This window comes from Kitasatospora sp. NPDC059577 (genome assembly GCF_042735475.1).
Classification (GTDB): Bacteria; Actinomycetota; Actinomycetes; order Streptomycetales; family Streptomycetaceae; genus Kitasatospora.
On sequence record NZ_JBHWBZ010000072.1, the window covers coordinates 24,809 to 43,353 of the forward strand.

Annotated in this window: 10 protein-coding genes and 1 tRNA gene; 2 read left to right on the forward strand and 9 right to left on the reverse strand. The window is 74.3% G+C overall.

Annotated elements, in window-relative coordinates:
• Positions 1–775: 775 nt before the first annotated feature.
• A complete protein-coding gene (locus ACFV0O_RS36255) occupies positions 776–1,684 on the forward strand; it encodes a hypothetical protein (RefSeq protein WP_380348325.1) in 909 nt (302 codons plus the stop codon).
• The gene (locus tag ACFV0O_RS36260; protein WP_380348327.1) at positions 1,681–2,916 is read left to right on the forward strand and encodes a hypothetical protein; all 1,236 of its coding nucleotides are present in this window, start codon (positions 1,681–1,683) and stop codon (positions 2,914–2,916) included. The genes ACFV0O_RS36255 and ACFV0O_RS36260 overlap by 4 nt, the downstream gene beginning before the upstream one ends.
• 259 nt (positions 2,917–3,175) lie before the next feature.
• Here the strand turns inward: ACFV0O_RS36260 and ACFV0O_RS36265 are convergent.
• The 9 genes from ACFV0O_RS36265 to ACFV0O_RS36305 all read right to left on the reverse strand — a co-directional run bounded on the left by ACFV0O_RS36265 (position 3,176) and on the right by ACFV0O_RS36305 (position 18,252).
• Positions 3,176–3,249: transfer RNA gene (locus ACFV0O_RS36265), tRNA-Thr, on the reverse strand.
• Positions 3,250–3,330: 81 nt separating this feature from the next.
• On the reverse strand, positions 3,331–3,981 hold the full coding sequence (gene leuE, locus ACFV0O_RS36270) for a leucine efflux protein LeuE (protein WP_360253104.1): 651 nt from the start codon (positions 3,979–3,981) through the stop codon (positions 3,331–3,333).
• Between the two features lie 106 nt (positions 3,982–4,087).
• A complete protein-coding gene (locus tag ACFV0O_RS36275) occupies positions 4,088–5,731 on the reverse strand; it encodes an alpha/beta hydrolase (protein ID WP_380348329.1) in 1,644 nt (547 codons plus the stop codon).
• 159 nt (positions 5,732–5,890) lie between these two features.
• The gene (locus ACFV0O_RS36280) at positions 5,891–7,069 is read right to left on the reverse strand and encodes a hypothetical protein (protein ID WP_380348331.1); all 1,179 of its coding nucleotides are present in this window, start codon (positions 7,067–7,069) and stop codon (positions 5,891–5,893) included.
• A 270-nt stretch (positions 7,070–7,339) separates the two neighbouring features.
• Positions 7,340–8,551, reverse strand: coding sequence for a DNA polymerase III subunit delta' (locus ACFV0O_RS36285; protein WP_380348338.1), 1,212 nt, complete (start codon positions 8,549–8,551; stop codon positions 7,340–7,342).
• Between the two features lie 301 nt (positions 8,552–8,852).
• A complete protein-coding gene (tmk, locus tag ACFV0O_RS36290) occupies positions 8,853–12,398 on the reverse strand; it encodes a dTMP kinase (protein WP_380348333.1) in 3,546 nt (1,181 codons plus the stop codon).
• Between the two features lie 362 nt (positions 12,399–12,760).
• Positions 12,761–15,628, reverse strand: coding sequence for a type I DNA topoisomerase (gene topA / locus ACFV0O_RS36295; RefSeq protein WP_380348334.1), 2,868 nt, complete (start codon positions 15,626–15,628; stop codon positions 12,761–12,763).
• Between the two features lie 356 nt (positions 15,629–15,984).
• On the reverse strand, positions 15,985–16,443 hold the full coding sequence (locus ACFV0O_RS36300; RefSeq protein WP_360252509.1) for a DUF3592 domain-containing protein: 459 nt from the start codon (positions 16,441–16,443) through the stop codon (positions 15,985–15,987).
• Positions 16,444–16,719: 276 nt separating this feature from the next.
• A complete protein-coding gene (locus ACFV0O_RS36305; protein WP_380348336.1) occupies positions 16,720–18,252 on the reverse strand; it encodes a methyltransferase in 1,533 nt (510 codons plus the stop codon).
• Positions 18,253–18,545: the final 293 nt, after the last annotated feature.

Consider the following 18,545-nt stretch of genomic DNA (forward strand, 5'->3'; position numbering starts at 1 on the left):
CGCCCGCGCCCGAGGTGTCCACCCCCCACCGCCCCCCCTCGCCCGCCCCCCCCACCCCGCCCGGGGGCGGGCGCCCCCCCCCCCGCGGCCCCCGGCCCGCCCCTCCGGTCACCCCAGTGCCCACGAACACGAAGAAGCCCAGGTCAGAACCGATCTGACCTGGGCTTCGAACCGAGCCGCCTGCGGGATTCGAACCCGCGACCTACGCATTACGAGCCCGGCCGGCTACAGTCCGCAGCCGTCGAAACTCCCGAGCCGCGGACTACACGAGACCGATCTGGACCGCCTCGAACGGTGTGGGCTGAACCCGGAACTGAGCCTGGCCATGGCCCCGATGGCGGGCCAGGCGACATGACCGGCACGTTCACGCGAGCCGAGGAAGTCGGCTGCGGCCACCGATCGCGCTCCTCGCACTGCGTGGCTGGATTCCCGATCCTGGAGCATGATCTGACGATTAGCCACACATATGAGTAGTCGACTTGACGCACCATCCGATGATGAGCCACGATCCCCTTGCGTCGATCCGCGTCGGCGCGGCGGTACGACACCTGGACTTCCAAATCCGGGTGGCCCCAAGGGGCACTGCGACCCGACCGGCGATCCGGACGGTGAATGTTCGTGTTGCTGCCGGACGTGGCAGGCGCCATGGAGCACACCCCGTCAGTTGACGACGGTTCCCTCCATGGGCGGACGACATTTCTGGCCTTTCGGCGTCGCACCGCTGAAGCCGTCACAGCAACTCGGCTGGGCGGCGGTGTCACGATGGACAAACCCAGTGACCGAGCACATGCCGCTCTTCAGTGAGCCGCAGAACCTCCAGCCCCGCATCGAACTCCCTGTCCAGGCGGAGCACGACCTCGAGGCGCTGAGCATCACCCGCCGGCCGCTGCCGCTTCCGGAGATGCCGGCCACCGCCGCGCTGCGGAAGGTCGCGATGCGGCTGGAGAAGAACCCGCGCACCAACCTCGGCGAGGACGCCCGTAGGGCCGCCGCGGCCCTGCAGGTCGAGCCCGAGCGGGCCGCCCTGCTGGTTACCGCGCAGCCCAACGGCGTCTCGCTGCTCAGCGAGGTGGCGGTTCCGGGCGGCGCCCTGGACGTGATCGAGTGCCGGGCCTGGACCCGGATGCTGTTCCCGCTGTACCAGCCGCGCATCGCGGCCCTGTCCCTGTCCGTGCCGGCACCCCGGTTGCTCGACGACCATGACGAGGACGGTCACCCGCTCGCCCAGGCCCACTGCGTGTTCTCCTCCCCCAAGGAACTCGCCGAGCTGGTGCGCGAGACGGTGGTCAGCACGCTGAACACTCCGAAGTCCGACTACTCGGACTCGATCATGCAGCGTGGCGTGTCCGAACCGCTCCTGGTCATTCTGGTCCGGGTCACCTTCACCGACGGCTCGCCCTCCCGCGTGCTGCCGGTTGTCGTGGACGGCATCTCCCGGCTCTCGTCCGCCTCGAAGACCCGCACGGGCCGGACCAACGAGGGCACCGGCGACGCCGTGGTCGAGGACCTCCTGCGCGACCCCAACAGCCTCCGCCGGGCCGTCCGGGACGAGGTTGTCACCTACAACACCGCCTACCAGCGCGGGCTGACCGACCAGGTCGTCCGCGTCGGCCAGGCCACGACCGTGCCCGTCCGCCTGGTCGTCGGCGCCCACAACGGCAACACCCCGGAGGCCGGCCAGTGACCACACAGACCACGACCGCGAACCCGCTCGCCCCGGAGGGGGGCACCTTCTCCTTCGTCACGATGGTGGAGAACCTCGTCGCCGGCGAACACCTCGAGAAGAACCCCTGGACGCAGGACGCGATGTGGCACAACATCGCCAACCAGGTCGTCGACGGGCTCGTCGCCCGCGGCGTGCTGACCCGGGTCCAGGGCGACATCATCACCGGGGTCACGCCGCTCGCCGACCTCCCCGACCTGATCGGCTGCCCCGACGACTCCCCCGTGTGGCGCGCGATCTACACCACCCACCGCCTCACCAGTGGCGCCGCGTTCCGCGCGGCCAAGGCCGAGATCCGCAACATCATGGCCCGCCGTGCTGTCACCACCAAGCAGTTCAGCTTCATGCTCGGCGTCATCGTCGACCGGGACATCCGCAAGGCCAAGAGCCGCAAGGAGAAGGGCAACCACAAGCCCGCCTCCCTGCAGACCGCCCGCAACGCCTTCGGAGACGGCGGCTACCTCACCGACGCCGTGGTCGGCGGCACTTGGGCGCCGATCTACAAGGCGCCCACCGAGCTGCTGGGGATGGCACTCGCCGGTGACACCGCCGCCCGGACCACGTTGATGATCGGCGGCGGCTACGCCCTGATCATGGACGGCTACCTCACCCGGGACCGCGAGTCCAAGTTCTTCGAGGGCACCACCCCCTACCGCGGCACCCCGCCGGTGATCCTCAGCGACCTGGCCAGCCACCCGCACGGCCTGCGGATGCTCGCCACCGCATGGTCGGGATGGAATCCTGAACTGCCCTCCCACGAGTACAACATCCCCGACATCAAGGAGGACGGCAGCGTCGTCATCGGGGGGTCGACCGTCGAAACCCTCCAGGCGGTGCGTCTGACCGAAGGACGGCTCTTCGAGATCGCCAGCCCCAGCAAGGCGATGGCGGGGTCCCTCAAGCAGCAGGAGATCCGTCGCGGTCGGAACATCGCCGACAGCCCGGAGGAGCGCAACCGCGCCAACCGGGACCATCTCATCTTCGCTCTGGAGATGGCCATGGACGCCTCCGCGGAGCTCAGCGCATCCACAGTCTCCCCGCCGCCCCACCCCTTCGGAACCCACGACGAGTGGACGAAGGCTCGGGATGCCGCGCTCCAGGTGTACGCCACGCTCGTGAAGAACGAGCCCGACACCCAGGCCGGCTTCATCAACAGTGATGACCCGGACAGCGACGAGGACGAGTCGTACTAGTCGTAGAACACAGCGCTCGTTGACCACGGCGCCGGCCGGCTGCCCTGCCGGCCGGCGACTGTTCTCCACGGATCGAGTGGTTGAGCTCACCTTGGAACTGCACAACGACCGAGGCCAACGCCGTCTGGCCCCAGTGGGCCGTCAGTGAGACCACAAACGAGACCGCGGGCAGGTGGGCTGCACGTACCCGTCGTCGCCGCCGCATGCGATGGATGACAGAAGGCCCGGTCAGAGAACCTGACCGGGCCTTCATCGTCTGAGCCGCCTGCGGGATTCGAACCCGCGACCTACGCATTACGAGTGCGTTGCTCTGGCCAACTGAGCTAAGGCGGCACCGTTGCCGTGTGTGGCGGCAACGCGGGCCAGTCTACACAGGTTGGCGGGTGATCCGTACCCGGATACCCGGGGGGCGGGTCAGGCGGAGGAGACGGCGAGTTTGGCGGCGAAGCCGGCGAAGAGGACGGCGACGCCGCTGGTGAGGGTGGCGGAGAGACGCTTGCGGCGGCGGAAGGCGGTGGCGAGGGTGGTGCCGGCGAATATCAGCAGGGAGAGGTAGAGCAGGCTGAAGGTCTGCAGGATGCCACCGAGGAGGGCGAAGGAAAGGGCGGGCTGTCCGTAGGACGGGTCGACGAACTGGGTGAAGAAGGAGAGCAGGAAGAGGATGGCCTTCGGGTTGAGGAGGCTGACCACGAGGGCGCGGCGGAAGGGGTTCTCGGCGGACTCGGGGTCCGGCTCGGCGGTGGTGTCGGCGGCGGCCCGGTGTTCGAGCCAGAGGCCGCGGGCGGCGCGGAGCATGCCGTAGCCGATCCAGAGCAGGTAGGCGGCGCCGCCGAACTTGACCACCGCGAAGACGGCCGGGTTGGCCTTCAGCAGGGAGGCCGCGCCGATCGAGGTGAGGCTGATCAGGGTGAGGTCGCCGACGAAGACGCCGGCGGCGGCCCGGTAGCCGGTCCGGACGCCCTTGCGGGCGGCGACGGACAGCACGTACAGGGAGTTGGGGCCGGGCAGCAGGATGATGACGAGGGCGCCGAGGACGTACGTCGCCAGGTCGTTGACTCCGAGCACGTTGAGCTCCGGTGCGGGGAAGGGTGGCAGGGGGCGCTCATCGTAACGTCGTACCGGTAATCGATTGAAGTGAAAACTACCTACCGGCCGTCCGGAACCCCACGCCCTACCGGTCGCAGCGCGTGTCCTGCTCAGGGGCCTCCCCGGTCAGCAGGAAGCGGTTCACCGCGCCGTCCACGCAGGTGCTGTGCCGGCCGTACGCGGTGTGGCCGTCCCCGTCGAAGGTCAGCAGGCGGCCGGACTCCAGCTGCCCGGCCAGGGACCGGGCCCAGGCGTACGGGGTGGCCGGGTCGCGGGTGGTGCCGATGACGACGATCGGGGCGGCGCCGGACGCCCGGATGGTGTGCGCCGCGCCGGTCGCCCGGACCGGCCAGTACGCGCAGGTCAGCGCCATCCACGCCATGTCCCGCCCGAAGTGCGGCGAGACCTGCTCGAAGTCCGGCACCGCCCGCTGGACGTCCTCCGGCCCGCGGAACGGCGCGGGCAGGTCGAGGCAGTTCACCGCGGTGTTGGCGGACATCAGGTTGGGGTACGAGCCGTCCGCCTCCCGCCCGTAGTAGGCGTCGGAGAGCTTCAGCAGCCCGCTGCCGTCGCCCGCCCTGGCGTCGGCGAGCGCGGAGCGCAGCTTGGGCCAGAGGAAGTCGGCGTACATGGCCTCGATGACGCCGGTGGTCGCCTGGGACTCGGTGAGCCGGCGGCCGTTGTCGCCGGTGGGCAGCGGGGCGGTCCGGACGGCCGCGAACAGCGCGGTGAGCTGCTCGCCGGCCTGCTGTTCGGTCCGGCCGAGCGGGCAGTCCTCGCGCTTGGCGCAGTCCTTGGCGAAGGCGGCCCAGGCGGTCTCGAAGCCGCCGGCCTGGGTGCGGTTGCCGGTGACCGAGTCGAGCGCCGGGTCCATGGCGCCGTCCAGCACCAGCCGGCCGACCCGGGTCGGGAAGAGCCCGGCGTAGGTGGCGCCGAGGAAGGTGCCGTAGGACTTGCCGACGAAGTTCAGCCGCTCGTCGCCCAGCAGCGCGCGCAGGACGTCCATGTCCCGGGCGGCCTCGACGGTGCTGAGGTGGCCGAGCGCTGCCCCGGCCTGCTTGCGGCAGCCGTCGGCGAACTCCTTGTCGGCGGCGACCAGGTCGTCGATCCCGTGCTGGTCACCAGGGGTCAGGTCGACGGCGGTGAAGGCGTCCATTCGGTCACCGCTCAGGCAGGTGACCGGGTTGCTGCGGCCCACCCCGCGCGGGTCGAGGCCGACCAAGTCGTAGCGGGCCCGCACCCCGTTGTCGTACGTCCGGGCGGTGGACTCCAGGTACTCGACCGCCGAGCCGCCGGGCCCGCCCGGGTTGAGCAACAGCGAACCGAGCCGCGGCTCCCGGGAGCCGGCGCCGGTCGCGGCGGGTTCCGCCGCCGCGCGGGCGGCCGCCAGGGTGAGGTCGCCGTCCCCCGGCCGGTCGTAGTCCAGCGGTACCCGGAACGTCGTGCACTCGAACCCGCCGTCGCACGGCTGCCAGGCCAACCGCTGCGCGTAGTACGGCGCGAGCGCGGCCGGGACGACGGTGGGCAGCGGCTCCAGCGGGGTGGCCCCCGGCCCCCCGGGGGCCACCGGGGCCGAGGTCGCGCCGGAGCCGGACGCGTCCGAGGAGGCCGCCCCCGGCGCCCCGGACGGACCGGACCCGCACCCGCCCGCCAGCAGCCCGACGGCCAGCGCCGCGGCCGACACCCGCGTCACCCCGGCCAGTACCCGCACCCGCCCGAAGGCCCTCATCCGGCTGCTCTCCTCGAAGGACGATGGGAAGGAACGACGGGAATGCACGGAACGACGGGAACGGCCTCCGACGACCCGACGATCCGACGAGCGGTGGAAACGCCGCCGCCCGGCACCCACCCCGGGTACCGGGCAGCGTAACGCCCGCTCGACGGGCGCTCAGGACGCCTTGGCCAACGCCTCGGCCAGGAACTGCGCCGCTTGCCGGACCAGCCGCAGCCGCTCCCGGTCGGGGGTGAAGTCCTGCACGTTGTCCGAGATCCGCACGTCGGCCTTGGCCGCCGGGCCGGGGCCCGCCTTGAGCGCGGCCTGGAGCTTGCGGGCCGCGTCCAGCCCGGCGGAGTCGGCCTTGGCCGCGGCCAGCAGCAGCTTGGCCGCGCTGCCGGTCGGGGCCTCGGCCCCGGTCTGGGTGAGGGCGGCGGCGTCGTACCGGCCGGAGACCGCCGCGGCCGCGCCGTACAGGTCGGGGCGGGCCAGCCCGGCGGCCGCCGCGCACGGCGCGCCGCCGTCGACGCCGAGGGTGCCCCAGGAGGCCGGGCCGGGCGGCAGGGTGCGGAAGGAGGCGGCGACGGTGGTGCGCAGCGTCGTGTCGTCGGCGACGGCGGCCGGAGCGGCCGCGACCAGCTCGCAGGGGTGCGCGGTGCCGTTCGGCGCCTCGGGGGCGACCAGGATGAAGGGCCGGGTCTTGCCGGTCTGCAACGCCGACCCGATGCCCTCGAAGACGTCCGGGACCTCGGCGTCGGCGGTCTTGCGCGGCGCGGCCGCGTGCATCACGACGACCGGGAACCGCGCGTTGGGCTCCTTGGCGTACTGCGGCGGCAGCCAGACCCGGACGTTGCGGGGGTGCCCGTCGGGGCCGAGCACGGCGGACTGGAGCAGTTCGCCGCCGCCCGGGTGACCGACGCTGTCGAACCGGCTGACCACGGCGGGGGCGGTGGTGACGGCCGCGGTCGCCGCGGCCCCCACCGCAGCACCGGCGGCACCGGAAGCACCGGCGGCGGCCGGCTCGGTGGCTGCGGGCGGCGCCGCCTGTTGCCGGACCGCCGTGCCGGCCTCGGTGCCCGCCGAGTCCACGACGGGCTCCGCCCGGTCCTGCGCCCGGTCGCCGCGGCCGATGCCGCCGAAGGCGCCGAGCGCGGTGAGCACTGTCAGCCCGGTGACGAACACCCCGCAGACCATCGCCCCGCCCGCCCGCAGCAGCATCGGCCACCGGTCTCCGGCCAGCTCGTAGGTCTCGGCGGCGCGCAGGTCGCGCCAGCGCTGGAGGGCTCCCCGGGCCAGCCAGATCCCGCCGAGGGCGGCAGCCAACAGGGGAATGACGAGGAGCGAACGAACCATGCGACGCACCGCCTCGGGAGAGGGCCGGCGCCGGACCGGACCCGGCGCGTACGGGGGGCGACCGGCCCCACCGGGCGCAGTCGGCCCCCAGCGTGCACAACCGGCGCACGGTCACACGCGGGTGTGCCCGGCGCGTATCGCTCGTTCACTCGAAGGTGGGACAGCGCACCGGCTCCGGGAGGCGTACGGCCGTCGGCCGGTGGAGCGGCCCGCGGACGACGAACGGCGGACGACGAACGACGCGGGTCCGGGGACGGGCCGAGGGCCGGCTCAGCCCGCGCGCAGCGCGACCGTCATCGCCTCGACCGCGAGCAGCGGGTCCACGTTGCGGTCCAGCGCCTCGCGGCAGGCCAGCACCGCCTCGATCCGGCGCAGGGTGCCCTCCGCCGGGCCGGCCTGGGCGACCCGGTTCAGTGCCTGCCGCTGGTCCTCGTTGGCGAGCACCCCGGTGGAGCCGAGCTGGATCGCGAGCACGTCCCGGTAGAAGCCGAGCAGGTCGAGCAGGGCGACCCCGAGGGTCTCCCGGCGCGTACGGGTGGCGCGGCTCTTCTGCCGCTTCTCCAGCTCCTTGACCGCCCCGGCCATGCCGCGCGGCGCCTTGCTGCCCTCGGCGGCGCCGTAGGCGGCCTTGAGGTCGTCGGTCTCCTTGGCGTCCTGGGTCTCGGCGAGCGCCTCGGCGTCGGCCTTGGCGGTGTCGACCAGGCGCTGGGCGGCGGCCAGGCAGCCGCCGATGTCGCCGACCTCCAGCGGGATCCGCAGCACCTCGGCCCGACGGGTCCGGGCCTTCTCGTCCACGGCGAGACGGCGCGAGCGCTCGATGTCGCCCTGCCCGGCGAGTGCGGCGAGCCGGGCGGTCTCCGGGTCGACGCCGTCCCGGCTGACCAGCATGTCGGCGACCGCTGCGGCGGCGGGGCTGCGCAGCACCAGCAGCCGGCACCGCGAGCGGATGGTCGGCAGCACGTCCTGGACGGAGGGGGCGCAGAGCAGCCAGACGGTGCGCGGGGAGGGCTCCTCCACGCCCTTCAGCAGCGCGTTCGCGGCGGCCTCGGTGAGCCGGTGCGCGGCGTCCACCAGGATCACCGACCAGCGGCCGCCGGTCGGGTAGCTGGAGGCCCGCAGGACCAGCGCGCGCATGTCGCCCACGCCGATGGACAGCCCGTCGGTCCGCACGTACTTCACGTCCGCGTGGCTGCCGGCCAGCACGGTGTGGCAGCCGTCGCAGAACCCGCAGCCGGGCGTGCCGCCGAGCGCGAGGTCGGGGCTGGTGCACTGGAGGGCGGCGGCGAAGGCCCGTGCGGCGGTGACCTGGCCCGCGCCGGGCGGGCCGGTGAACAGCCAGGCGTGCGTCATCAGGGAGGCGTTCCCGCCCTGGACGGGGGCGGCGACGCGACCGGCCTCGACCGTCGCCCCGGCCGCCCGGGCCGCGGCGGTCAGCTGTTCGACCACCCGCTCCTGGCCCACCAGGTCGTCCCAGACGGCCACTGCTGCTCCCAAGCTCCGTACGGCAGCGCCCCTGGCGCCTCTTCCCCGCGGTCGAGCATACGTCTCCGCCCCGACAGCCACTGCTCCGTCCGGGTCACGACGGGCGCCCGACGCCCGACTCCGGGCGGCGGACCTCCAGCGGCCCGGACCCCCCACCCGGGAGAGCGCCCCCACCCGCGAGCGGCGCCACCACCCGGGAGCGGCACCCGACGCCCGGAGGGCACAACCCGGCGCCCGGTACCCGACGGCAAGGCGGCGCCGCCGGGGACCTGTCCCGACGACGCCGCCCGCACCTACCCGATCAGCCCCGGCGACCCCAGCGGCGGCCCTTGCCGTCGCCCGTGTCCTTGCCGTCGCCCGGGTCCTTGCCCTGGCCCCCGGCCGGCCCGCCCTGCGCGCCGTGCGCGCCGTGCGCGCCGTGCGCGCCCTGGCCGCCCTGCCCGCCCTGACCGTCCGCACCGCGCGGGTCCGCCCCGCTCCGCGGGCCGCCGTGCTCCCAACGCGCCCACTCGTCGTGCGACCCGAGCAGGGTGTCGGTGAGGCTCGGCAGGTCGTCCATCGGCGTCTCCTCGGCCCACTCCGGCCGGGGCCGCTCGGCGGCCGATTGCGGCTGGGACTCCGGCTGGGGCTGGGGCTGCGGCGGCGACTGCGGCCGCGCCGGGGCCTGCCCCCGCGGATCCGCCGCACGCTCCCCGCCGACCACCGGCAGCTCACGCGTGCTCTCCACCGGACGGCCCGGACCGACCCGGGGCAGCACCTCGGTCCGGTCGGCCTCCGCCGACACCTTCGGCAGCACGGCCGTCTCGTCCACCGCGGAACCCGGCACCACGGGCAGCTTGGCGGTCGCGTCGACCGCTCCGGCGGCCGCGGCCGCCTTGCGCGCCTCGGTGGCGTCGGCCGCCCGGACCGCCGCCTGCCGGTCCCGCACCGACAGCTCGCGCGTCGCCTCGTCCCCGAGCCCGTCGGCCGGGCCCTGTGCAGGCCCCTGAGCCGAACCCTGCGCCGGACCGTGCTCCGCACCACGCGGCGCGGACCGACCCGGAGCGTCCTGCGGGGTCTCCCGGACCGCCCACAGCTCCGTGGTCGCGGCGTCCCCGGCCGCGGCGCCCGCGGCCGACCCGGCCCGACCGGCCGCCCGGTCCGCCGCCGTCTCTGCGGCCGCAGCCGCGGCGGCGAGCGCGGCGGCCTGCGCCAGCCGGGCCTCCTCGGCCCGCTGCAGCGCCTCCTCCGCCCGGCGGCGCTGCTCCTCGCGGGCGAGCTCCCGCTGCCGCTGCAGTTCGGCCTGAGCCGCCGCCTCGTCGGCGATCCGCTTGCGCTCGGCGGCCTCGGCCGCCAGCCGGACCTGCTCGGCGGCACGACGCTCGGCCTCCTCGGCGGCGCGGCGCTCGGCCTCCTCCTCCGCCCGGCGGCGGGCCTCCTCCTCGGCCTTGCGGCGGGCCTCGGCGGCGGCCCGCTCGGCCTCCTCCTTGGCCAGCCGCTCCTTCTCCGCCTGCTCGGCGCGCAGCTGCGCCAGCACTTCCTGCCGCTTGCGCTCGGCAGCCTCCTCCTCGGCCTTCTTCCGGGCCTCCTCGGCGGCGCGGCGCTCGGCCTCCTCCCGGGCCAGCCGCTCCTGCTCGGCGCGGGCGGCCTTCTCCTGCTCGGAGAGCGGCAGCTCGCGGTCGAGCCGGTGCCGGATGGCGGTGGTGACGAAGCCGGGGGCCTGGCTGCCGTCCACGACCAGGTAGCGCGCCGGGTCGGCGGCCGCGAGGGCGAGGAAGCCGGCCCGGACCCGCTGGTGGAACTCGGTGGGCTCGGACTCCAGCCGGTCCAGGGCCTCGGTGAAGCGCTCCCGGGCCCGGGTCGGGTCGACGTCCAGGACGACGGTCAGGTCGGGCAGCAGACCGCCGGTGGCCCAGCGGGAGATCCGGGCGACCTCGGTCGCGGCGAGGTCGCGCCCGGCGCCCTGGTAGGCGATGGAGGAGTCCATGTACCGGTCGGTGATCACCACGGCGCCGCGGGCGAGGGCCGGCCGGATGACGTTCTCGACGTGCTCGGCGCGGTCGGCGGCGTAGATCAGCGCCTCGGCGCGGTGCGACAGTCCGGTGTTGCCGACGTCCAGGACGAGGCCGCGCAGCCGCTGGCCGACCGGGCTGCCGCCGGGCTCGCGGGTGAGCACGACCTCGTGGCCCTTGCCGCGGATCCACTCGGCGAGTGCCTGGGCCTGGGTGGACTTGCCGGCGCCGTCGCCGCCTTCGAGGGCGATGAAGAAGCCGGTGCCCGCGCCGCGGTGCGGCACCGGGCCGGCGGCGCCGCGCACGGCGTCCACCAGGTCCCGGCCGAAGGGCACGGTGCCGCGCCGGTCGTCGGTGCGCAGCAGCACGACGGCGGCGAGCACCAGCGTGAGCAGCCCCGCGGTGGCGACGGCGAGGGCGGCGCCGCCGTGGATGAAGGTGAAGGAGCCGGGCTCGACGGTGCCGTACTCGACGTCCCCGTAAGCGGCGGCGATCAGCGGGACGACGACCAGCGCGGCGGCGACCACGACCCGCAGCACCGCGAACAGGTGCTCGGTGACCTTCGGCAGCCGGGCCTCCTCGACCTCCTGCGCGAGCAGGGTGCGCCCGGCCGAGACGACGATCCCGGCGGCCAGCGCGGCCAGCACGGTGAGCAGCAGGACCAGCACGAAGTCCAGCACCAGCCCGGCCAGGATCAGCGCGACGCCCTGGGTGAGCAGCGCCAGCGCGAGCAGTCGGCGGCGGGAGAGCGAGGGCAGGGTGGCCCGGGTGAGGCGGGCGCCGAGGGCGGGGGTCGCGGTGGCGGCGAGCACCACCAGGCCGTAGCCGATCGGCCCGGCCCGGTGCTCGGCGGCGGTGAGCAGCGCCAGCGCCGCGACGCCCGCCATCGAGGCGAAGGCGGCGGCGACGGCGAAGGTGAAGTACGGGGCGCTGCCGGTGCGGCCCTTGCCCAGGGCCGGACCGGGGGCGGCGTCGGTCGGGGCGCGCAGGCCCTGCAGCGGGGAGACCGGGGCGACGGCCACCGGGCCCACGGGCAGCTGCCGGACGTACCCGCGGACCGCCGAGGCGGCGAACAGTCCGGCCGCGCCGAGCGCCGCGACGGTGAGCTGGTGGGCGCGGAGCCAGTCGGAGCCGGCCGCCGCGCCGATGTTGTTGAGCAGGGTGAGGCCGACCAGGCCGACGGCCGCCAGCGGCAGGGTGACCCAGCCGGTGAAGCGGTCGATCACCCGGACGGTGTCCAGGTTGGCGGCGGCGGGCCGCTGTTCGGCGGCCGGGGCGTAGGGGTCGGCAGGCGGCAGCAGGCCGGGGACGGCGGCGGCCTTGGCGATCTCCCAGACGCGCTCGGCGGCACCGGTGACGAACACGGTGGCGAGCAGGACGTAGGTCGCGGCGCCGGAGGTCTTCGTCCCGGAGCCCAGCCAGACGGTCCACCAGGGGGCGAGGCCGATCAGCAGGGCGCGCAGCACGTCGGCGCCGAACATGGTCCAGCGCCGGTCGAGCCTGCCCGCGACCAGCCGGTGCACCGGGCCGAGCAGTGCCACACCGACCAGGCCGGTGGCCACCACGCGGACGGCGAGGACCGCGGCGGTGGCGAAGGCGAGGCTGCGCGGCAGGTCGCCGAACCGGCCGCCGATCGCGGCGGCGATCACGGTGAGCGCGAGCAGCACCAGCAGGCCGAGCCGGTCGGCGGTGCCGCCGATCAGCTGGGTGGTCCACAGCCGCCGGTAGGCGCGCGTCCGCAGCAGTGCCCGGGCCCGGTCCACCGGGGTCCCGGCGGGCGCGACCTCGGGCAGGTCGGGCGTCACGGCTCTGGCGTCCGGGGCGGCGCTGGGGGTGGGCTGCTCCTCGCTCGTCATACGGTCAGCGTAGCGGGCGAGGCTTGGCCGGATTGTGGTGAACGGGCTTCCGGATCCCGCTCATCACCGGGTTGTGACGTTCCCCGCACAGATCCCCGCACCCGTCCCCGGCCCGGATCCCCACCCGGCCGCCGCCCGACCGACGCCCGATCACCACCCGGCCATCGCCGACCGACGCCCGATCATCGTCGTGCCACCACCCGATCACCGTCGTGTCGCCACCGTCGTGTCACCGCCGGCCACCACCCGATCACCGCCGTGCCACCGTCGTGTCGCCACCGGCCACCGCCCGGCCCACGACAGCGCTCGGGCCCGCACCCCCCGGGATCGGGGGATGCGGGCCCGTCGGCGGCGACCGGGGATCAGCCCTCGTCGGTCGCCGTGGTCTTGCTCGCGGCGGTCTTCTTGGCCGCCGTCTTCTTCGCCGCCGCCGTCTTGGTGGTGGTCTTCTTGGCGGCGGTCTTCTTCGCGGCCGCGGTCTTGGTGGCCGCGGTCTTGGTCGTGGTCGCCTTCTTGGCCGCCGTCTTCTTCGCCGGGGCCTTCTTCGCCACCTTCTTCACCGGTCCGCGCGCCCGCTTCTCGGCGAGCAGCTCGTAGCCGCGCTCCGGCGTGATGGTCTCGACGTCGTCGTCCTTGCGGAGCGTCGCGTTGGTCTCGCCGTCGGTCACGTACGGGCCGAAGCGTCCGTCCTTGACCACCACCGGGCGCTCGCTGACCGGGTCGTTGCCCAGCTCCTTGAGCGGCGGGGCGGCGGCGGCCCGGCCGCGCTGCTTGGGCTGGGCGTAGATCGCCAGCGCCTCGTCGAGGGTGATCGTGAAGAGCTGGTCCTCGCTGGTGAGCGAGCGGGAGTCGGTGCCGCGCTTGAGGTACGGGCCGTAGCGGCCGTTCTGCGCCGTGATCTCCGCGCCCTCGGCGTCGGTGCCGACCACGCGCGGCAGCGAGAGCAGCCGGAGCGCGTCCTCCAGGGTGACGGTGTCCAGGGACATCGTCTTGAAGAGCGAGGCGGTGCGCGGCTTGACCGCGTTCTTGCCGGTCTTGGGCGTGCCCTCGGGCAGGATCTCGGTCACGTACGGGCCGTAGCGGCCGTCCTTGGCGACCAGCATGTTGCCGCTGACCGGGTCGGCGCCGAGCTCGAAGTCGCCGCTGGGCTTGGCCAGCAGCTCCTCGGCCAGCTCGACGGTGAGCTCGTCCGGCGGCAGCTCGTCCGGGATGTCGGCGCGCTGGCCGGGCTCGCCCTCGACGGTGGAGGCGCGCTCGACGTACGGGCCGTAGCGGCCGACCCGCAGGGTGATGTCCTCGCTGATCCGGAAGGAGCTGATCTCCCGGGCGTCGATCGCGCCGAGGTCGGTGACCAGTTCCTTCAGGCCGCCCAGGTGGTCGCCGTCGCCGTTGCCGGCCTCGGCGGCGCCACCGGCCGAGAGGCCCTCGCCCTCGCCGAAGTAGAAGCGCTTCAGCCACGGCACGGACTTCGCCTCGCCGGCCGCGATGCGGTCGAGGTCGTCCTCCATCCTGGCGGTGAAGTCGTAGTCGACCAGCCGGCCGAAGTGCTTCTCCAGCAGGTTGACCACCGCGAAGGAGAGGAACGACGGAACCAGCGCCGTCCCCTTCTTGAACACGTACCGGCGCTGGATGATCGTGTCGATGATCGACGCGTAGGTGGAGGGGCGGCCGATCTCCCGGTCCTCCAGCTCCTTGACCAGCGAGGCCTCGGTGTAGCGGGCCGGCGGCTTGGTGGCGTGGCCCTCCGGGGTGATCCGCTCGGCGCCCAGCGGGTCGCCCTGGGTGACCTGCGGCAGCCGGCGCTCGCGGTCGTCGAGCTCGGCGTTCGGGTCGTCGGCGCCCTCGACGTAGGCCTTGAGGAAGCCGTGGAAGGTGATGATCTTGCCGGAGGCGGAGAACTCGACGTCCCGGCCGTCGGCGGAGGTGCCGCCGACCCGGACGGTGACGGACTGGCCGACCGCGTCCTTCATCTGGGAGGCGACGGTGCGCATCCAGATCAGCTCGTAGAGCCGGAAGTCGTCGCCGGTCAGGCCGGTCTCGGCGGGGGTGCGGAAGCGGTCGCCGGAGGGGCGGACGGCCTCGTGCGCCTCCTGCGCGTTCTTGACCTTGCTGGCATAGGTGCGCGGGGCGTCCGGCAGGTAGTCGGCGCCGTACAGCTGGGTGACCTGGGCGCGGGCGGCCGAGATCGCGGTGTCCGACAGCGTGGTGGAGTCGGTGCGCATATAGGTGATGAAGCCGTTCTCGTACAGCTTCTGGGCCACCTGCATGGTCCGCTTGGCGCCGAAGCCGAGCTTGCGGCTGGCCTCCTGCTGGAGCGTGGTGGTCCGGAACGGCGCGTACGGCGAGCGGCGGTACGGCTTGGACTCGACGCTGCGGACGCTGAACGCGGTGCGCTCCAGGGCGGCGGCCAGCTGGCGGGCGGCCTGCTCGTCCAGGTGCAGGCTGTTGGCGCTGCCGGCCTTCAGCCGGCCGTCCGAGCCGAAGTCGCGGCCGCTGGCGATCCGCTTGCCGTCGACCGAGGCGAGCCGGGCGCCGAAGGTCTCCGGGTTCGCGGAGTCGGCCGGGGTGCGGCCGGTGCCGAAGGTGCCGACCAGGTCCCAGTACGAGGCGGTGCGGAAGGCCATCCGCTCGCGCTCGCGCTCGACCACCAGCCGGGTCGCGACGGACTGCACGCGGCCCGCCGACAGCTTCGGCATGACCTTCTTCCACAGCACCGGCGAGACCTCGAAGCCGTAGAGGCGGTCGAGGATGCGACGGGTCTCCTGGGCGTCGACCAGGCGCTGGTTGAGTTCGCGCGGGTTGGCCACGGCCTCCTGGATCGCCGACTTGGTGATCTCGTGGAACACCATCCGGTGCACCGGCACCTTGGGCTTGAGCACCTGCTGCAGGTGCCACGCGATGGCCTCGCCCTCGCGGTCCTCATCGGTGGCGAGGAAGAGCTCGTCGGACTCCGCGAGCAGCGACTTCAACTTGCTGACCTGGGACTTCTTGTCCGCGTTGACCACGTAGATGGGTGCGAAGTCGTGGTCGACGTCCACCCCGAGGCGGCGCACCTCGCCGGTGTACTTCTCCGGCACCTCGGCCGCGGTGCTGGGGAGGTCGCGGATGTGCCCGACGCTCGCCTCGACGATGTAGCCGGGGCCAAGGTAGCCCTTGATCGTCTTCGCCTTGGCCGGCGACTCGACAATGACGAGTCGCTGTCCGTGCGCGGTCTCGCTGCTCGGGGACACCTTCGCTCTTCTCTCCCGGTCCTTATGTGGCTGGTCGGCGCGGCAGCACGGGCTGCGCTCCGCCCGACCCCTCCACCGTCCCGGGGCCGCCGCTGCACGACACCCCACCAGCGGAGTGTGACCGTACCCCGGCCACCCTTGTCAAACGGACGGATCCCGCTTTTTCACTTGCCGGGCTCACCGACGCCACTCGAACGGTAACCCGATGACGCGGGTTCGCGCCCCGTGGAGGGGGCCTTCGGCAGGTTCCGGAGGATGGAATGACGGATTTCAAGATCTGTCAACGGAAAATCGACGGGCGGGCGGACCCCCGTCGAACGCGCGCGGGGCGACGTCCCCGGGAGCGGGCGGAGCGCTCAGCCGCCGACCGCGGCCAGCAGCCCGGCACCCGCCGCGAGACAGGCCACGCCCAGGGCGCTCCACAGCAGGTCGACGAGGGCCCCCCGCCCGATCTCGCCGGCCGCCAGCACCACCCGGCTCGGGCGCTGCGGGTCGTAGCAGATCCGCACCGGGGCACCGGGCGCGAAACGGTCCGGGCGGCGCAGCGGGGTGTGCCCGCGCGGACGGGTGAGCACCAGCCCCGCGATCCGGCACGCGCCGGAACCGGCGACCGGGGACGGCACCGGGAAGGACAGCAGCGGCGCGCTGTCCAGCTGCCCGTGCGCGTCGTCCTCGGCCACCACCGTGGCCACCACCGCGACCCCCCGGCGGCGCACCAGGTGGCGAAGGCGCACTTCGGCGGCGCACCAGAGCAGCAGCACGCCACCGAAGAGGACGAGCACGACCCCGCCCACCGTCGCCGTCGTCGTGTCCACCCCTGGCCCCCGGCTCCCCAGCTCTGTCCACAGCCTGTGGACAGAGCCTCACAGCGGAGGACCAACGGGGGGCAGCCGTTCGGGGACCACCGGACGAACCAGGGGGTACGGGCGGGTGAACCGCCCCGCGGGGCAGGCTCGGCCGGCCCTGCAGGGCCCTGCCCGGCGCGGCCGACCGACTCGACGGGCCCGGTTCGCCGGGCCCGACTCAGCGGCCCTCGCTCAGCGGCCCCCGCTCGGCGACCCCCGCTCGGCGACCTCACTCACCGGCCCCGCTCAGCGGACCGGGTCGATGAACCCCTGCTCGGTCAGCAGCCGCAGCGACTCCGGCACCCGGTCGCGCAGGACCACCCGGTCCTCACCGAGCAGCTGCGCGATGGCGTCCACGATCTCGCCCGCCGCCAGCGTCCCGTCGCAGACGCCCACGAAGCCGGCCCCCACGGTGTCCACCTTGGTGGCCCTTCGCATGCCCCGGTTGTGACGCAGGATCACGTGCTCCGGGTCCTCCGCGCCCGGCGCACCGACCTGCTCTTGGACCACCTCGTCCGCCAGCACGTAGCGGGTCGCGAGCAGGCCCGCGTCGTCGTGCGAGCGGAGGAAGTCCTGCCGGTCGAACCAGGTCTCGATGTGCGGGCCGAGCGGCTGCTCCACCGGGTGCGGCCACTCCTCGACCCGGACGGTCGGACGCTCGGCGCCGCCCGCCCGCAGGGTGATCCACCCCATGCCGACGCCCTCGACCCGGCCCGCCTCGAAGGCGTCCAGCCACTCGCCGTAGCGGGCCTGGTAGTCGCCGCCGGGGCCACGGTGGTCGCCGCCGTCGCGCAACCACAACTCCGCGTACTGAGCCACGTCCTGGACCTCGCGCTGGACGATCCAGGCGTCCAGCCCGGTGCCCGCGACCCAGCCGGCCAGCCGCTCCTGCCAGTCCTCGCCCTCGACGTGCTGCCAGTTCGCGAGCAACTGGCAGTAACCGCCGGGCTCCAGGTGGTCGGCGGCCGAGCGGACCAGGCTGCGGCACAGGTCGTCGCCGGCCATGCCGCCGTCCCGGTAGGTGAACCGGCCGGTCGGCGAGATGACGAACGGCGGGTTGGAGACGATCAGGTCGAACTTCCGTTCCCCGACCGGCTCGAAGAGGCTGCCGGAGAGCACCTCGGAGTGGTCGAAACCGGACAGCGCCAGGGTCAGCTCGGTGAAGCGCAGCGCACGCGGATTGAGGTCGGTGGCGGTGACCGTGCCGGCGTGCCGGGCCGCGTGCAGCGCCTGCACGCCGGAACCCGCGCCGAGGTCCAGCGCGGCCCGCACCGGGCGGCGCACGGTGATGTTGGCCAGCGTGGTCGAGGCGCCGCCGACACCCAGCACCAGGTCCTTGCGGGCCACCCCGTGCGCGGTCTCGCCGGAGCCGATGCCGCCCGCGCCGCCCACCGCGCAGCCCAGGTCGGAGACCACCCAGGCATCCGAACCGGGCAGCCCGGCAACCTCGTTGGCGTACGGCCGGACGTCGACGGTGGCGCGCACCAGGTCCCCGTCCGGGCGCAGCCAGCCGTCGGCCAGGCAGTCCTCCACCGGCAGCGCCGCGGCCGCGGCCCGGTACGGCACCGGCTGCTGCAGCAGGAACAGCCGCACCAGCGTCTCCAGCGGGCTGCCGCCGCGCGTCGCGCGCAGCGCCGGGACCGCCTCGCTGCGGGCCAACGCCGCGTAGGCGGTGGGTCCGAGCAGGTCCAGGCACCCGTCGGCGGTGAACGAGGCGGCGAGCAGCGCCTCGCGCAGCTTGGCGAGGCGGGTCGGGTCGAGAACGGGGCTACTGATCACTCCGCCATTGTCCCCCGCCGGCCCCCCGCCGACCGCCTCCCGGGCCCGGCCTCCCCGCGCCGTGCCGCCACCGTGGACGGGCCCGCACGCCCGGGGCGTCCCGCCGGGAGCCCGGAGCCTGCGCACGCGCCCCGCCGGGCCTATGCACGCCCGGCCGCGCGCCCGGCCGCGTCATCCGGAGCCCGGCCGCGACGGCCCGCTCCAGCGTTTCCGACCCGCCACCGGCGCGTCTCTCGGGCGGGGTGGGGGGCGCGGGGAGGGGGAGGGGGTGGGGGGGGGGGAGATGGAGAGCC

Bases quoted from the DNA above. Each gene is read 5' to 3' on its own strand.
- tmk (WP_380348333.1), bottom strand. From the start codon at position 12,398: ATGACGAGCGAGGAGCAGCCCACCCCCAGCGCCGCCCCGGACGCCAGA.
- ACFV0O_RS36275 (WP_380348329.1), bottom strand. From the start codon at position 5,731: ATGAGGGCCTTCGGGCGGGTGCGGGTACTGGCCGGGGTGACGCGGGTG.
- ACFV0O_RS36280 (WP_380348331.1), bottom strand. From the start codon at position 7,069: ATGGTTCGTTCGCTCCTCGTCATTCCCCTGTTGGCTGCCGCCCTCGGC.